Below are 16,330 nucleotides of genomic sequence, written 5' to 3'. Positions count from 1 at the left end.
ATGAAAGTTCTCTGGACGCCCGAAGCGCGCCAAGACCGCGCCGAAATATGGGACTATCTTTCTACGCGCGATAGCCGCGCTGCCATCAGGCTTGATGACCTCTTCAGCGAGGCCGCTGCCCGACTTGCTGATTTCCCGATGCTGGGTCACGAAGGCGAAGTGTCCGGTACGCGCGAACTGACGCCACATGCCAGTTACCGATTGGTCTATGAGATTTACAGCGACACCGTCTGGGTTCTCGCCATCATTCACACCAAGCGCCAGTGGCCACCGCTTCGCGATTGATGATCTGGTTTGAGTTTGGCGGGTTGATGGCGCGATGCTATGGTTATCGGTGTTAAGTCCGCTGAATATCATCAGCCAACGGCAAAATGCTGAGCTTTTTACACCCGCCACCGTCATGCCAAGTAAAGAGCCTCATGCTTCGTCTGCAAAGAAGTCTTCGTCCAAGCGCTTTACTTCGATTATTCGGCTGGCACGAACACCGACGCCGAACTCCACCATCAATTCTGTAAGTCGTGCGCCATCGATGAGAATGATGCGCTGCTGCAAACCTCGCGCATAGGCCAAAGCTTGCTTGCTGAAGGTTGACGTGGTGACGAAAACACCCTTGTTCGCACCAAGGCCCACGAGGCTGCCAACAAAACCTTGAACTTCGGGGCGCCCAACAGGTGAACTAGCCCCATAGCGTTTGGCTTGGACATAGATCCGGTCAAGCCCTAGCCGATCTTCGTCAATGATGCCGTCGATGCCGCCATCGCCTGACTTGCCCAATTGCCGCGCAGCATCCTCGTGGGAACCGCCATAACCCATTGCGACGAGCAATTCGACAATGAGACGTTCAAAGAACGCTGGCGATTGCTCCAAGACCCTTTGCAACAAGTCAGCTTTTAAAGCCGAAGTGAGCACAGCATAAGCCGCGTCGATCTGTTCTTCAGGTGTTGCATCGGAAGATGTAGCAGCCAACGCTGCGGACACTTGGTCTGGTTCCACGTTGGCCCCTGCCTGACCATGAAATTCGGCAAAGGCGGGAATTTCCTTTAAAGTTTCAACATCAATCCTGCTTGGCTTTTTGGCAAGCAGCGCCAAGCCGGCAGGAGTAGCAACGAAAACACCACGCCTCGGGCTATCAACCAACCCAGCCTTTGACATATAAAACTTTGCCCAATGCACGCGATTATGAAGCAGTCGTTGCTTTCCGCTCGGCAGCATCTCTTCACGTTCATCTTGCGACAGCCCCAGCCTATCAGCAATTATTTGTGCGGCAACTGGAACACGTGTCTCGCCTTCGGCAGCCAACGACAACACCGGAAGCATGAGAGTTTGGTAGTCAGGAATAGCCATCTATTGCGAGTATCAAACCGGTCAATTACCGCAAAGCGCAATTTCAACTATCAAACAAGCAACAGCCACTAATCAATGCGGCACCACGCCCAACTCTACCCCCGTCTTGTCATGCAACGCAAAGCGGTCGATGATGTCGGCGCTGGCTTCGTTGTACCCGATGACTTCGACGGTGCGGCCTGCGCGGCGGAGGCGGTCTACGATTTTGTCTAGCGCGCCGACGGCGGAGATGTCCCAGAAGTGGGCGCGCGATACGTCTATGATGACGGATGCTGCGCTGTCTTCATCGTTGAACGCGCGGGTGAAACGGTCGACCGAGGCGAAGAAGATTTCACCGCGCACATTGTAGGTGGCGGTGATGCCATCGGCAGAGGAGTTGCGCTCTACCGCGAACATGCGCTGCACTTTGCCGGCGAAGAAGATGCCTGAGAGCAACACCCCTGCCAGCACGCCGAGCGACAGGTCCTTGGTGGCGACGACGACGACGACCGTGGTGAGCATCACCACCGATGATGTGGGCGGATGGCGGCGCAAGTTGGCGATGGAGTTCCAGCTGAACGTGCCGATGGACACCATGATCATCACCGCAACCAGCGCGGGCATCGGCACGCGCCCGACCCACGGGCCAAGCACGGCCAGCAGGAACAACAGAAACGCGCCCGAAACGAAGGTGGACAAGCGGCCCCGCCCGCCTGAGGTGACGTTGATCACAGACTGGCCGATCATCGCGCAGCCGCCCATGCCGCCGAACAGCGCGGCGACGATGTTCGCCCCGCCCTGCCCTGCACATTCGCGCTGCTTGTTGCTGTCAGTATGCGTCATGTCATCGACGATCTGCGCGGTCAGCATCGATTCGAGCAGGCCAACTGCGGCCATCGTCAGCGAATAGGGCGCGATGATTTGCAGCGTTTCCCATGTTAGCGGGATGTTGGGCAGCGCAAAGCTGGGCAGGCCTTCGGGCAGCTTGCCCATATCGCCGACAGAATTGACCGGCAGCCCCATCCAGATGCTGAGCGCGGTAAGCACAAGGATCGCGACGAGCGGCGATGGCACGGCGGTGGTAAGACGCGGCAGCAGGTAAATGATCGCCAGTGCAGCGGCGACCATCGCATAAGTCTCCCAACCGACGTTGATAAGCTGCGGCAATTGCGCGACGAAAATTAGGATCGCTAAGGCGTTGACGAAGCCGGTAATAACCGAGCGCGAAACGAACTGCATCAGCAGATCAAGCCGGAGCGCGCCCGCGATCATCTGGAACATTCCCATCAGCACGGTGGCGGCGAACAGGTATTCAACGCCATGATCGCGCACCAGCGGGATAACCAGCACCGAGATGGCAGCCGTAGCGGCAGAGATCATGCCGGGGCGTCCACCGATGAACGATATGACCATCGCGATGGCGACCGAGGCATAAAGCCCGACGCGCGGATCAACGCCTGCGATGATTGAAAAGCCGATGGCTTCGGGGATGAGCGCCAGCGCAACGACGATCCCGGCAAGCACATCGCGGCGGATACCGGCAGGTCCATCGAACCATTCGCGGCGGTAATTGGCAAATTTTTCAGACATTGGAATTCCACATCAGGGCGCATGGCGCGGACTTGGCGCGCAGGGACTGGGCTGCATGCATGATGTTGTCCGGCGGATCGGCGGCCGGAAGAGCCACCCGGAATTTCACCGGGTCCTTACGAATGCACACTCTTTAGGCAAAGGAACGGGCTTTTGGCAAGCCCGCGCCCCTCAGCGCTCCAACCACCACTTCAACAAGTGATGCGCCACGGCGAACGGCGGCGGCGCTATGAATGCGCCGTCTTCGGCTCCGGTCATGGCGTAGGCGACTTCTTCGCGGGTGAACCAGCGGGCGTCGTCGAGTTCGGTTTCGTCGATTACGATGGTCTTGTCATCGGCATAGGCGTGGCAGCCGATCATCAGGGATGAGGGGAACGGCCAAGGCTGGCTTGCGACATATTCCACCGCACGCGCCTTTACCCCTGCTTCTTCGAGGACTTCGCGTTTTACCGCGCCTTCAAGGCTTTCGCCGGGTTCGACAAAGCCTGCGAGCGCGGAATAGCGGCGCGGGGGGAAGCGGGGCTGGCGGCCAAGCAGGAGTTCGCCTTCGCATTCGACGGTCATGATCGTGACCGGATCGACGCGGGGGAAGTGTTCGGCCTTGCATGCATCGTTGGTGCATGAACGCTGCCAGCCGCCCTTCGTCAGCACCGTGGCGCTGCCGCAGCGGGCGCAGAAGCGGTGGCGGGCGTGCCAATCGACCAGACTGCGCGCGCCGCCGTAGATGGCAAGGTCTGCAGGCGAAAGCGCGCCCATTGCGGACCACAAGCGCGGGTTTGGCGGGGCGACGCTGCCGATGATGGACGGGGTAACTTGGGCAAAACAGCCGCGCCCGTCGTCCATCAGGCCAAGGAACACGAGTTCTGCGGCAGGATCGGCATCGGCCAATGTGCCCCAATCGAGGCCGCCATCAGGCGCGATGACCGGATCGATGCCTTCCAGCTTAAGCAATCGCGCGCGCCAGTCCATCAGCGCGTTCAGACGTTCGGCATCGGCGCGGATGTGATCGGCGCGGTCAAGGCCTTGGCCTGCAAATGCGATCGAGATGTCCATTAAGCTGCGGCTTTCTTTGGTGTGATGTCGGCCAGCACGGCCTTGGCAAATTCGCGGTGCACCGGATAGGCCTCGGACGGCATATATTGCGTATACATTCCGGCGCGAATGCCGACGCGCAAGTTGACGAAGCCGACGGTTCCGGCAGCCCCTGCCCAGCCATATGTGCCCGCATCTTCGCCAAGGCCGACCGAGCCGCCTGCACCAAAGCCATTGCCTTTGATGAAAGAGCGCGACAGATCAGCGCCTTGCGGCAATAGATTGCTGGTGCCGAGGCGCACGGCAGCCTCGCTCATCACCTGGCGCCCGTCAATTTTGCCAAAGCCCAGAATCATCGCCAGGAACCGGTCATAATCGCGCGGGGATGATACAAGGCCCGCCCCGCCGAATGGATAGGGCGGCTGATCGAGATAGACCGAGGTTTTTCCCGGATCGATGGGCAGGAGCATGCCACCTGCAACGGCATAGTTGGTGGTCAGGCGCGCGGCCTGTGCTTCGGGTACGCGGAACCATGTGGATGCCATGCCGATAGGGGCGAACAGGCGTTCTTGCAGGAACACGTCAAAAGGCTGACCCGACACAATTTCAATAACGCGCCCCAGCAGATCAAGCCCGACCGAATAGCTCCATGTCGTGCCGGGTTCATAGACCAGCGGCATGGTGGCCAGCCCTTCGGCAAATTCGGCAAGGCTGGACAGCGGCTTGAACATTTCAAGACCGGGCAATGGCATCCGGCTGGCCTGTCCCGGAACAAGCCCTGCCTTGATAAAGGCGTCCTTGATCGGGCCTTTCTGGATGATCGAATAGCCAAGCCCTGCCGTGTGCGTCAGCAGGTGACGCACCGTGATCTGCGTTTTGGCAGGGCGCAGATCGGTGATCGAACCATCGGGCGTGACCTGCACCTGCATCTTGGCAAAGGCGGGGATGAAATCGGCGATGGGCTGATCAAGGCGCATTTTGCCTTCATCAACCAGCATCATCGCGGCCATGCCGGTGATCGGCTTGGTCATCGAATAGATGCGGAAAAGGCTGTCCATATCAAGCAGGGCATCGCTGTTTCTGGCCAGAGTGCCGCGCGCAATATCCAGCGGAGCGGCGCTGCTGCCCTGCCCCAGTGCGGCGATCATGCCAGGTAGTTTTCCGGTGCCGACATAAGCATCGATCAGGCCGGTGACAGCGGGAAAGCGCGCTTCGGCAGCGGCATTGGCAAAGGCCATGCGCGGCAATGCGGCACTTCCCGCCAGCGCCGCCAATGATCCGATAAGGCCACGGCGCGAAATGGTCATGGCATTCATCCGGCATCCCTCTCTGCAATTGCTAGCCGCGCTGTTTTGGCAAACACGGTGGGCAATCCGGCGGCTTCGATCTGGTCAACCGGCCACCATTCTCCGGCTGGAAGATTATCCAATTCTGCCGCGCCGCAAAGCATCAATTGCAATTCGAGATCGAAATGGGTGAAGCTGTGCCGCACGACGCCGCCGGTCTGCCATGTTCCGCCAAGCGCGTCTGCACCATCGCTGCGCGCAGACCATGCATCATCGGGCAGCGCGCGCATGCCGCCCAACATGCCGCTGGGTGGGCGTTTGACCAACAGGACTTTGCCTTCGCGTTCAATCCAATAGGCATGGCCGGTGCGGGTGGGCTTGGGCTTCTTGGCAGCTTTCACCGGCAACCGTTCAGGCGCGCCATCGGCCACGGCACGGCAATGGACGCGCAAGGGGCATAGCATGCAGCGCGGACTGCGCGCGGTGCAGATGGTTGCGCCAAGGTCCATCATGGCCTGCGCAAAATCTCCGGCGCGGGCATCGGGTGTGGCTTGCCCTGCGGCAAAACGGATGGCGGGCTTGGCAGCGGGCAGCGGTTCATCAATGGCGAACAAGCGGGCAATGACGCGTTCGACATTGGCATCCACCACAACGGCGCGCCTTCCGAACGCTATCGCGGCAACGGCAGCGGCGGTATATTCGCCAAGACCGGGAAGCGCGCGCAAGGCTTCTTCGGTATCGGGGAACTTGCCGCCCATCGCCGCCACCGCGCGGGCGCAAGCGAGCAGATTGCGCGCGCGGGCGTAATAGCCAAGGCCGGCCCATGCTGCCATGACATCAGCATCATCGGCGGCGGCCAGATCGGTGACCGTGGGCCAGCGTTCGGTAAATTTGGCAAAGTAAGGCCCCACCGCCGCAACTGTGGTTTGCTGAAGCATGACTTCAGACAGCCACACCTTGTAAGGATCAGTGCCCGAACCTCCGGGGGCGATACGCCATGGCAGACGACGCGCGTTGGCATCGTACCAGACGAGCAAATCAGGCGCGATTTGTGCGGGATCGCAATTAGGGGTGGGTTGCGCTCTGGCTTGCATGGCAGCGCTATGGCATGGGGACAATCGATATGGAAAGCCCACCTTCGGACACTACGAAACGCAAAACCCGCGCCCCTGCAAAGACGGCTGCGGCCAAGCCTGCTGCGGGTAAGCCATACGCCGGAAAACCGTATGAACGCCCGCGCGGGGGCGAGGCACGGCAGATTGCAGATCTGATGCCTGCCATCGGGCGTACCGCGTTCCGCCGCTTCGGCTTTGTGCAATCAAGCGTTGTAACGCGCTGGCCGGAGATAGTGGGCGAGCGCCATGCGCGGCATTGCATGCCTGAATCCATCCGCTTTCCGCCCGGTGAAAAGGCTGATGGCATCCTGCAACTGGTGGTGACGCCTGCGCACGCCACGATCATCCAGCACGTCATCCCCGAAATCATGGACCGCGTGAACCGGTTTTTCGGCTATCGTGCAGTGGCGCGGGTGAAGATACGGCAAGGCGTGGTTCAGGCGCCAAAGGCAAAAGAAGCACCGCGCACCGCGCCGCCATCGCTGAAGCCAATCCCCATCGAATTGGGGGATTCGCTGCGCGACATTGGCGATCCTGAATTGCGCACGGTATTGGAAAGCCTCGCCCGGAGTCTGGACGAGGTAAGCAAGGGACGGAACTGACGTGAAACGGGCGATGGCAACGGTGGCGCTGGCTTTTGGCGCATTGGTGACGCTGACAGGTGCAGGGCCAGGAGCAAATAAGCCCGCCAAGCCGGTAGCGCGCGGCAATTGGGTTGCGACAGCGGCAGTCACACGGCAGGGCTATCATGTGCTGGGCAATCAGGCCGCGCCGTTGCGGCTGGTCGAATATGTCAGTTATACCTGCCCGCATTGCGCACAGTTTGAAGTGCAATCCGAAGCGCAGTTGAAAATCGGACTGGTGGGATTGGGCAAGGGCGCTGTCGAAATCCGCAATTTTGTGCGTGATCCGATTGATATGACCGTGGCCTTGTTGACCAATTGCGTTGCGCCCGCACGGTTTTTCCCGCTGCACACAGCCTTCATGCGCAATCAGGCCAAATGGATCGTGCCCGCAACCAATTCAACCGAGGCCCAGCGCCAGCGTTGGAGCACAGGGCCATTCGTCAACCGTACCCGCGCCATCGCCAGCGATTTCAAATTCTATGAATTCATGGAAGCGCGCGGCGTAAACCGTGTTGCGACAGAGCGCTGCCTCGCCAACGAAACGCTGGCCAAGAAACTGGCCGCGCAAACGCAAGAGGCGGTTGAAAAGTACAACGTGAACGGCACACCAAGCTTCATGCTGGACGGGGTATTGCTGGCCGGAACGCACGATTGGGCTTCACTGAAACCGCAACTGGATGCGCGGGTGCGGTAAAATCCGTCGCGTAAGCCCACCCCCTTCAAACCCGCGCGACAATCGGCTAGCGTCGTGCAAAATCCAGACATGGGAATATCCAGACGATGAAATTCGCCCGCGCCTTGCTTCTTGCAACCCTTCCTTTGACACTTGGCCTTGCCGCATGCGGTGACAAGACGGGCGCTGCCGGGGGCGAAGCCGCGAGCGCGGAACCTATCGCCAAAATCGCAGCGCCCGCAGGCAAAAGCTGGACCGAAACCTTCGCTGCAACGCCTGAGGGCGGATATGTGATGGGCAACCCCGATGCGCCAATCAAGCTGATCGAATATGGCGCGCTATCGTGTTCGCACTGTGCCGAGTTCTCGGAAAAGGGTTTTCCCAAGCTGCGGGACGATTACATCGCATCGGGCCGCGTCAGCTATGAATTGCGGCTGTTCCTGCTGAACGCGCTGGATATGCCCGCAGTGCTGCTGGCAAGCTGCGGTTCACCCGAAGCGACGATCCCGCTGTCGGAACAGTTCTGGGGCTGGCAGAAGAACATGTTTACCAACCTGCAAAAGGATGAAGCCGCGTTCCAGCGCGTTTCAACTCTGCCCGTTGACCAGCGCTTTGCCGGAATCGCGCAGCTTTCGGGCATGAGCGAGTTCTTTGCATCGCGCGGCATTGCAGCCGCACAAGGATCAGCCTGTCTGGCCGACACTGCCAAGGCCACGAAGCTGGCCGCAACGACCGAGCAGTGGAGCAAGGAATATGACATTACCGGCACGCCTACGTTCTTCCTGAACGGCAGCAAGACCACTGTAGGAACATGGGCGGAGCTTGAGCCTTTGCTGCAAAAGGCGGGTGCCCGTTAAGCGTTAGGCGAAGGGCCGGGGGCGCGTTCGATGCAGATCAGGCGATTGAAGCTGGCGGGCTTCAAAAGCTTTGTCGAGCCTGCCGAACTGCGCATCGAACCCGGCCTGACAGGTGTTGTCGGCCCCAACGGCTGCGGCAAATCCAACCTGCTGGAGGCGATCCGGTGGGTCATGGGCGAAAGCTCGGCCAAATCCATGCGCGGTGGCGGCATGGAAGACGTGATCTTCGCAGGCACGGCCACCCGCCCTGCCCGCGCCTTTGCCGAAGTGCTGCTGACCGCCGAAACTGACCCATCCGGGCCATTTGGCGGTGAACTGGAAGTGGTCCGCCGGATCGAGCGGGGCGCAGGCAGCGCCTATCGCGTGAACGGACGCGATGTGCGGGCCAAAGATGTGGCGCTGGTCTTTGCCGATGCTGCCACGGGCGCGCACTGCCCTGCATTGGTCAGCCAGGGGCGCATTGCGGCTGTCATCGCGGCAAAGCCTGCCGAACGGCGCATGATGCTGGAGGAGGCGGCGGGGATTGCCGGCCTTCACGTCCGCCGCCGCGATGCCGAACAAAAACTGCGAGCGACAGAGACCAATCTTGAGCGGCTGGTCGATATGCTGTCCGGCCTTGAGACACAGATCGCAGCCCTGCGACGGCAAGCGCGCGCAGCCGAACGCTATATCTCGGTCAGTGACAAGATCCGGCTTGCCGAAGCGCGGCTGGTGTTTGCACGCTGGCGCGATGCGGCGGCAGCGGCGGATGCAGCGCGCAAGGAAGCGCGCGCTGCAGACGACAGGGTAAGCGCAGCGCAAGACCTTGCAAAAGCAGCACAAGATGCGCAGCACAAGGCCGCTGCGGCTCTGGCCAAGGCCCGCGATGATGTGTTTGACCGGCGGCAGGATTCGGCGGCGCATGGCCAACGGATGGCTTCGCTATCCGCGCAACTGGAAGCGGCGGAACAGCGGGTAGCCGACATCGAACGCCAACTTGCGCGGATTGAACAGGACCGCAGCAGCGCCGACCAGCTTACCGCAGACGCCGCCGAAGCGATCGCGCGGCTTGAAGGCGAGCTGGCTACGGCAGAAGCAACGCTGAAAGCCGATGAGGCGCGGCGGCCGATCCTGATGGCCGCGGCAGATGACGCAGACCGTGCGGCGCGCGGAGCAGAAGTCGCACTGGCACAACGCGTGGCTGAGCAAGCCGGAATAGACGCTGAATGGCGCGTGGCTGAAGCCGCAGTCGTGGCGGCGCATGCGCGATTGACGCGGGTTGAGGGCGATGCGGCGCGGCTGTCTCAACAGGCCGAAGCGTTGGCACGAGAAGCTGACCCGTCAGCGCAAATTGCACAGGCAGAGTTCCAGCGAACCGGGGCCGCAGCGGCTTTGGCAGCGGCAGAGGACGAGCGGACCGAACTGACGGCCAAACGCGAAGCCCTTTCGGCGCAGCGCGACGCGTTGAGCAATGCGCTGGCGCAAGCGCGGGCAGAGCTTTCGGGCGTCGAGCGTGAGGCAGAGGCCTTGGCGCGAGACAAGGCTGCGCGCGAAAAGGCGGCAGTGGCAAAAGGGCGCGGAGCTTCGGCGATTGCAGGCACGCGGGTGGCTTCGGGCTATGAACGCGCTGTGGCCGCAGTTCTGGGGCGCGATGCGGCGGCTCCGGTGGGGCCTGCGCCTGGAGATGCTGAGGGGCGGTTTTGGACGGGCGCCGATGCGCCGTCGCCATTAGCGGATTCACTTGCGCATCAGATTACGCAGTGTCCGCCCGAACTCACCGCACGGCTGGCACTGGTGCGGGTGGTTGATCGCGATGAAGGGCAAGCACTAGCTCCGGGCGAATGGCTGGTGACAAAGGCCGGGCACTTGCGCCGGTGGGACGGGTTTGTGGCGCGCGGCGAAGGCGCGGCAGAAGCAGCCGCGATGGAAGCGGCCAACCGGCTGACCGAGCTTGAAGCATTGCTGCCTGCACGGCGCGAAGCCTTGGCGCTGGCCGAAGCGGCGTTTGCGGCGGCGCGCGATGCTCTCAGCGATGTGCAAGCGCGGCTGGGTGCAGTCGAAAAAGCGATTTCCACCGCTTCGGATGCTGAACGTGCAGCCTTGCGAGCGCTGGATGCTGCCGACGCAGCACGGCTGCGGCTGGAACAGCGCAAGGCCGAAATTGCGCGGGTTCAGGCCGATCTGGCCGAACAGCGCAGGTCTGCGGAGGCTGAGGCCAAGGCCACGCAGGACAAGCGTGCCAGCTTGCCAGATCCGGCAGCAGGGCGTGCGGCGCTGGAAACAGCGCGAGCGCGCAATGATGCGGCACGACAAGGCTTGCAAACAACCGCTGCGGCGATGGCCTCGCTTGAGCAGACTATCGCCGTGGGCCGTGAACGGCTGGCTGGCCTGAAGGGCGATGCAAGGGCGTGGTCGGCTCGCGCGGGCGATGCGGCCAAACGCCTTGCCGAGATGACCGGTCGGCGCGAGGAACTGGAAGCCGAGCGCGCGATCCTGGCAGCCAAGCCTGCAGGGCTGATCCGTGAGATAGATGAAGGCGAGGCGATTGGCGCGCGTCTGACGACGGGCCTTGCCGCTGCAGAAGTGGCGCTGACGCAATGCGACGCCGCTGCAAAGGCTGCAGACGTGGCGTTGAGCGAGGCCAACGAGGCCTTGGCCACCGCGCGCGAGGGCCGCGCAGGCGCAGCCGCGCGAGCGGAGAACGAGGACGCGCGGCGGCAGGAAATGGCGGGCATTTCGGGCGAGCGGTTCCAGTGCCCTCCCCCGCTATTGCCGCAGCGGTTTGAATTTGATTCTGCAACTGTCGCATCGGCGGGCGATGAATCAGCGGCACTGGACCGGCTGGTCGCTGAACGCGAGCGGATTGGCCCGGTCAATCTGGTGGCGGCTGACGAACTGGCCGAGGCAGAAGCGCGCCACGGCACAAGTGTTGCAGAACAAGCGGAATTGACCGAAGCAGTGCACCGTCTGCGCGGATCCATCGGCAATCTGAACCGCGAAGGGCGTGAACGGTTGCGCGCGGCGTTCGAGGCGGTGGACGGCCATTTCCGCCGTCTATTCAGCCGCCTGTTCGGCGGAGGAGAGGCGCATCTTGCATTGGTGGACAGCGACGATCCGCTGGAGGCAGGCCTTGAAATCTTCGCCCAACCACCCGGCAAGCGCCTGCAATCACTGACACTTCTTTCAGGCGGCGAACAGGCGCTGACCGCCGTCGCGCTGATTTTTGCCCTGTTCCTGACCAATCCTGCCCCGATCTGCGTGCTGGACGAAGTGGACGCGCCGCTGGACGATGCCAACATCGAACGCTTCTGCGACTTGCTCGATGCGATGGTGGCGGAAACCAAGACCCGTTACCTGATCGTCACCCACAACGCCGTGACTATGAGCCGCATGCACCGCCTGTTTGGCGTGACGATGGTGGAACGCGGCGTATCGCGGCTTGTCAGCGTGGATTTGGGCGGGGCGGTCGAGTTGCTGGAAGCGGCGGGTTGAGATTTCCAATTCTGCCGCGCTCGTTTTGTTTGTTTCCGTAAGCATACATCATAATCCAAAACTTGTGCCGGACGTTCTGATGGTTGTTCCACTCACGTTTTTGCAATTGCAGGCCTATTTTGATCGCATTGGCTTTGCATACCCTGTTGCAGCTGATTTTCAGACGCTCGACGCCATCATCCGCGCCCACACGCAGGCCATCCCCTTCGAGAACATCGACGTACAACTGGGCCGCAGGCTGACTACTGATCCCGACGCAGCCTTTTTTAAGCTGGTGGAGCGGCGGCGCGGGGGCTGGTGTTATGAGCATAATGGCGTGCTGGGCGCTGCCTTGGCGGCGATTGGCTTTGACGTTGTGCGGATCAGCGCTGGCGTGATGCGGCAGGTGCGCGGTGATGCTGCGATGGGATCGCATTTGTGTCTGCTGGTGGACGGGCGCTGGCTGGTGGATGCGGGCTTTGGCAGTTGGATTGGCGCGCCAGTGCCGCTGGAGGAAGGCGAGTGGCTTCATGCGCCGCTGCCTGTGCGTCTGGCGCGTACGGATGACGCGATGTGGCGGCTTTCGGTAGAGCCGGTGGCGATGTCTTATGACTTCGACGCCAAAGCTGCGGATGAGGCTGAACTTGCGCGGATGTGCGTTTGGCAAGCCAGCGATCCGGCATCGGTGTTTGTGCAGAACCTGACGGTACAGCGGCGCGGTGGCGGGCGCTATTTCATGCTGCGTGGCAAAGTGCTCTCAGAGATCACTGCGAAAGGCGAAGCGCGGCGGGAATTGGGTTCAGCAGGTGAACTGGTTGCCTGTTTGCGCGATGTGTTCCTGCTGGATACGCCCGAGGCGGCTGACATGTGGTCGGCGATCTGTGCGCGGCATGAGGCGTTGTTCGGCGATCAGGCGCTGCCCACCACATAACACGCCGCTGCCATCAGCAACCCGGCAAACCGGTTGGAGCGGAATTTGGCAAGCGGATCGACGCCGTCCTCTTTCAGTGTGGCCACTTGCCAGCCAAGGTGCAGCGCCACAGGCACAAGCGCCAGCAAAGCTACAGCATCGGGCCGGACGAGCCACACCGCACCGCCCCAGCACGCCAGCGCCATGCCGTAAAGCGCGGTGACACCTGCCCTTACCTGCTTTCCGAAGGACAGTGCTGACGAACCGATGCCAACCAGCGCATCGTCCTCACGGTCTTGCAGGGCGTAGATCGTGTCATAGGCCATGCACCAAGCCCAGCAGCCCGCATAAAGCAGGCCAAGCGGGCCGAGGCGTTCGAAACCGGTCGCCTCAACCCAACCGACAGGTGCCCCCCATGTAAACACTAGGCCAAGCCACGCTTGCGGCCAGCCGGTGATGCGCTTCATGAACGGATAGGCGGCGACAAGGCCAAGGCTGCCAAGCGCGACAAGCTGCGCCTCCCACCGCAATTGCAGGAGCACGATCAGTCCGACGGCACATAAGATCAGCAACCAGCCCCAAGCCGCTCGCTTGGAAACCGCACCGCTGGCAATGGGACGCAAGGCCGTGCGCGCGACGCGGGCATCGAGATCGGCATCGACAATATCGTTATAAACGCAGCCTGCGCCACGCATGGCGATGGCACCTGCCAGCATCCATGCCAGAATGCCCCACCGCGCGGTTCCGCCTGCCAGAAACAGACCCCATGCGCAGGGCCAGAACAGCAGCCACCAGCCGATGGGCCGGTCAAACCGCGCCAGCAGCGCATAATCGCGCAACGGCTGTGGCAGGCGGGCGACGAGGCCCTTGTGCTCGCTATCGGGGACGATCTGTGCGGAAGTTGCCGGGTCCATGGCGAGAAGCCTTACCGTCTGTGGTGAAATCCGCTAGGCCGATATTGATGACAGCTACTCCCGCCTGGCCGCCCAAGAGCGCACCGCGCCTGTTTGTTGATACGACGCTGACAGAGAGCATGCGGCTGCCGATCGAGGGCGGGCAGGCGCATTATCTGGGCAAGGTCATGCGGATTGCGCCAAACGATGCGGTGATCCTGTGCGATGACCGGACCGGCGAATGGGTGGCGCGGGTTACGCAAGTCGACAAGCGCGTGGTGGTGGTCGAGGTGGAGCGGCAAAGCCGTCCGCGCGAAGATGTGCCTGACTTCTGGCTGTGCGCGGCGCTGTTGAAAAAGCTGAACTTTGATCTGGTGCTGGAAAAAGCGACCGAACTGGGCGTGGCCAAAGTGGTGCCGGTGGTGACGCGACGTTGTGTGGCGGTCAAGCTGAACCCCGAACGTGCGCGCACGATCATGACCGAGGCCGCAGAACAATGCGCGCGCACCGCCCTGCCCGCGCTGGGGGAAACGGCAAAGCTGGAGCACATGCTGCGCGATTGGCCCGATGGGCGCACGCTGTTCTTTGCTGACGAGAACGGCGGGATGCCGGTGGCAAAGGCGTTTGTGCAATCAGGCACGGCTCCCGCTGCGCTGCTGGTGGGGCCTGAGGGCGGCTTTGACGAGACAGAACGCGCCCTGATTCGCGCGCACCCCGCCGCCGTGGCAATTGCGCTGGGGCCACGTATCCTTCGCGGGGAAACCGCGTCAATTGCCGGAACCGCGCTGTGGATGGGGTTGCAGGGCGATTGGGGCGCGTAAAATTGCCGCCAATGGCGCAATGGTCATTCCCAAGAATTCTGCTGGTCTAAAGCCTTGCGGGGCATTATCGGCAACGGCCATGAGCACGCGGCAAGTTTCAGATCGCAACGATCCTATCATCGAGAACCGCGACATGTTGGTCGCGCCCATGCAGAAGGGTGAAAAGCCCGCTGAACGCTGGCGCATCGGCACCGAGCATGAGAAGTTCGTCTATCGCACGGCTGACCGGCGCGCGCCTTCCTACACGGAACAGGGCGGGATTCGCGATCTGTTGATGGCGATGACCGAGTTCGGCTGGGAACCGGTGCTGGAAGGCGGCAATGTCATTGCGATGAGCGGGCCTGACGGCGCGATCAGCCTTGAACCTGCGGGACAACTGGAACTTTCAGGCGCACCACTGGAAAACCTGCATCAGACCTGTGCGGAAACCGGGCGGCATCTGGCGCAAGTAAAGACCATCGGCGACAAGCTGGGATTGGGCTATCTGGGTCTGGGCCTGTGGCCGGACAAGACCCGCGAAGAGCTGCCTGTGATGCCCAAGGGCCGTTATGACATCATGCTGCGGCACATGCCGCGCGTGGGATCGATGGGCCTCGACATGATGCTCCGGACTTGTACCATCCAGGTCAACCTCGACTATTCGAGCGAGGCTGACATGGTGAAGAAGTTCCGCACCAGTCTGGCCTTGCAGCCGTTGGCGACGGCGCTGTTTGCCAATTCCCCGTTCCTTGAAGGCAAGCCCAACGGCCTGCTGTCCTATCGCAGCCACATCTGGACCGATACCGATCCTGCGCGCACGGGGATGCTGTCATTCGTGTTCGATGAAGACTTCGGGTACGAACGGTATGTGGACTACATGCTCGATGTGCCGATGTATTTTGTTTACCGCGATGGCAAATATATCGACGCCTCGGGGCTTTCTTTCCGTGACTTCCTTGATGGCAAGCTTTCGGTTTTGCCGGGAGAAAAGCCCAAGGCATCGGACTGGGTCGATCATCTCTCAACCGCGTTTCCCGAAGTGCGGCTGAAGTCGTTCCTTGAAATGCGCGGGGCAGATGGTGGGCCTTGGAACCGGATTTGCGCACTGCCTGCGCTGTGGGTAGGCCTGCTGTATGACCAGACAGCGCTGGATGCAGCGTGGGATCTGGTGAAGGATTGGGACATGGACGGGCGCGAGAAATTGCGCGCAGAAGTGCCCAAGCTGGGGCTGGACGCTGCTCTGCCGGGTGGCGGAAAGTTGCGCGACATTGCGGCAGAGGTTCTGGCCATTTCCCGCAGCGGGCTTTCCGCGCGCAACCGCCTGAACGATGCAGGGGACAATGAAACCGGATATCTTCAGCCGCTCGACGAGATTGTTTCAAGCGGTCTGACCCCGGCTGAGCGTTTGCTAAACTTGTACAACGGCGAATGGGGCGGCGATCTTTCGCGGATTTACGCGGAAAAAAGTTTCTGATGATTATCGTGCTGGGCAGCTTCCGCCTTCCGCTGGAAAGTTTTGAAGCCGCCCTGCCAATGATGGCAAAAGTGATCGCGGCCACGCGGGCAGAAGACGGCTGCATCCTCTATGCCTATTCGCGTGATATGGTTGATGCAGGGCTGGTGCGCGTTGCCGAAAAGTGGCGGGACTGCGCGGCGCTGGATGCCCATTTCCAGACCGACCACATGAAGGTGTGGGCGCAGGAACGCGCCACCCTTGGCCTGAGTGAACGTGACATACGCGTGTTTGAAAGCGACGAGGGCGTCGCTGTCTGACC

Annotated in this window: 15 protein-coding genes and 1 other annotated feature; of the genes, 9 read left to right on the top strand and 6 right to left on the bottom strand. The window is 61.6% G+C overall.

Translation table 11 applies throughout. The features are described from left to right. Positions 1–285 carry a type II toxin-antitoxin system RelE/ParE family toxin gene (locus B7Y89_RS06790; protein WP_292936974.1) on the top strand — a complete coding sequence of 95 codons (285 nt, stop codon included), beginning with the start codon at positions 1–3 and terminating at the stop codon, positions 283–285. A gap of 132 nt (positions 286–417) precedes the next feature. Here the strand turns inward: B7Y89_RS06790 and B7Y89_RS06785 are convergent, their stop codons facing one another. The 5 genes from B7Y89_RS06785 to mutY form a co-directional block, all read right to left on the bottom strand. After that, complete coding sequence (locus B7Y89_RS06785) at positions 418–1,344, bottom strand: restriction endonuclease (protein ID WP_292936972.1); 927 nt, start codon at positions 1,342–1,344, stop codon at positions 418–420. 72 nt (positions 1,345–1,416) lie between these two features. Then, a complete protein-coding gene (locus B7Y89_RS06780) occupies positions 1,417–2,913 on the bottom strand; it encodes a SulP family inorganic anion transporter (protein WP_292936970.1) in 1,497 nt (498 codons plus the stop codon). A 63-nt stretch (positions 2,914–2,976) separates the two neighbouring features. After that, positions 2,977–3,032 (bottom strand) — a sequence feature (sul1 is cis-regulatory element that is thought to sense ions involved in sulfur or methionine metabolism; They are found in Alphaproteobacteria). 52 nt (positions 3,033–3,084) lie between these two features. Further along, positions 3,085–3,966 (bottom strand): NAD(+) diphosphatase, encoded by an 882-nt coding sequence (gene nudC / locus B7Y89_RS06775; protein ID WP_292936968.1) that lies wholly within the window; start codon positions 3,964–3,966, stop codon positions 3,085–3,087. Further along, positions 3,966–5,261: a serine hydrolase domain-containing protein gene (locus tag B7Y89_RS06770; RefSeq protein WP_292936967.1), complete on the bottom strand. Its 1,296-nt coding sequence runs from the start codon at positions 5,259–5,261 to the stop codon at positions 3,966–3,968. The genes nudC and B7Y89_RS06770 overlap by 1 nt, the downstream gene beginning before the upstream one ends. Continuing rightward, positions 5,258–6,325, bottom strand: coding sequence for an A/G-specific adenine glycosylase (mutY, locus tag B7Y89_RS06765; protein ID WP_292936966.1), 1,068 nt, complete (start codon positions 6,323–6,325; stop codon positions 5,258–5,260). The genes B7Y89_RS06770 and mutY overlap by 4 nt, the downstream gene beginning before the upstream one ends. 29 nt (positions 6,326–6,354) lie before the next feature. On the opposite strand from mutY, the gene B7Y89_RS06760 reads away from it, so the two are divergent. From B7Y89_RS06760 to B7Y89_RS06740, 5 genes are all read left to right on the top strand, one after another. Next, positions 6,355–6,948: a DUF721 domain-containing protein gene (locus B7Y89_RS06760; RefSeq protein WP_292936965.1), complete on the top strand. Its 594-nt coding sequence runs from the start codon at positions 6,355–6,357 to the stop codon at positions 6,946–6,948. Between the two features lies 1 nt (position 6,949). After that, positions 6,950–7,666: a thioredoxin domain-containing protein gene (locus tag B7Y89_RS06755; protein ID WP_292936963.1), complete on the top strand. Its 717-nt coding sequence runs from the start codon at positions 6,950–6,952 to the stop codon at positions 7,664–7,666. 86 nt (positions 7,667–7,752) lie between these two features. Continuing rightward, entirely contained in the window at positions 7,753–8,502 is a 750-nt protein-coding gene (locus tag B7Y89_RS06750) for a thioredoxin domain-containing protein (RefSeq protein ID WP_292936962.1), read from the top strand. A 30-nt stretch (positions 8,503–8,532) separates the two neighbouring features. After that, on the top strand, positions 8,533–11,973 hold the full coding sequence (gene smc / locus B7Y89_RS06745) for a chromosome segregation protein SMC (protein WP_292936960.1): 3,441 nt from the start codon (positions 8,533–8,535) through the stop codon (positions 11,971–11,973). Positions 11,974–12,052: 79 nt separating this feature from the next. Further along, positions 12,053–12,883, top strand: coding sequence for an arylamine N-acetyltransferase (locus B7Y89_RS06740; protein ID WP_292936958.1), 831 nt, complete (start codon positions 12,053–12,055; stop codon positions 12,881–12,883). Here the strand turns inward: B7Y89_RS06740 and ubiA are convergent. Beyond that, the gene (gene ubiA / locus B7Y89_RS06735) at positions 12,862–13,776 is read right to left on the bottom strand and encodes a 4-hydroxybenzoate octaprenyltransferase (RefSeq protein WP_292936956.1); all 915 of its coding nucleotides are present in this window, start codon (positions 13,774–13,776) and stop codon (positions 12,862–12,864) included. The genes B7Y89_RS06740 and ubiA overlap by 22 nt on opposite strands. A gap of 47 nt (positions 13,777–13,823) precedes the next feature. Here ubiA and B7Y89_RS06730 point away from each other — a divergent pair, with 47 nt between their 5' ends. The 3 genes from B7Y89_RS06730 to B7Y89_RS06720 all read left to right on the top strand — a co-directional run bounded on the left by B7Y89_RS06730 (position 13,824) and on the right by B7Y89_RS06720 (position 16,328). Further along, positions 13,824–14,576, top strand: a complete 753-nt coding sequence (locus B7Y89_RS06730) for a 16S rRNA (uracil(1498)-N(3))-methyltransferase (RefSeq protein WP_292936954.1) — start codon at positions 13,824–13,826, stop codon at positions 14,574–14,576. 79 nt (positions 14,577–14,655) lie between these two features. Then, positions 14,656–16,029 carry a glutamate--cysteine ligase gene (locus B7Y89_RS06725; RefSeq protein WP_292936952.1) on the top strand — a complete coding sequence of 458 codons (1,374 nt, stop codon included), beginning with the start codon at positions 14,656–14,658 and terminating at the stop codon, positions 16,027–16,029. Next, complete coding sequence (locus tag B7Y89_RS06720) at positions 16,029–16,328, top strand: putative quinol monooxygenase (RefSeq protein WP_292936950.1); 300 nt, start codon at positions 16,029–16,031, stop codon at positions 16,326–16,328. The genes B7Y89_RS06725 and B7Y89_RS06720 overlap by 1 nt, the downstream gene beginning before the upstream one ends. The last annotated feature ends 2 nt before the right edge of the window (positions 16,329–16,330 follow it).

It is taken from the genome of Novosphingobium sp. 32-60-15 (assembly GCF_002280675.1).
GTDB lineage: Bacteria > Pseudomonadota > Alphaproteobacteria > Sphingomonadales > Sphingomonadaceae > Novosphingobium.
The sequence above is the reverse complement of the archived record's forward strand: the minus strand, read 5'-3'. Positions and strand labels throughout refer to the sequence as shown.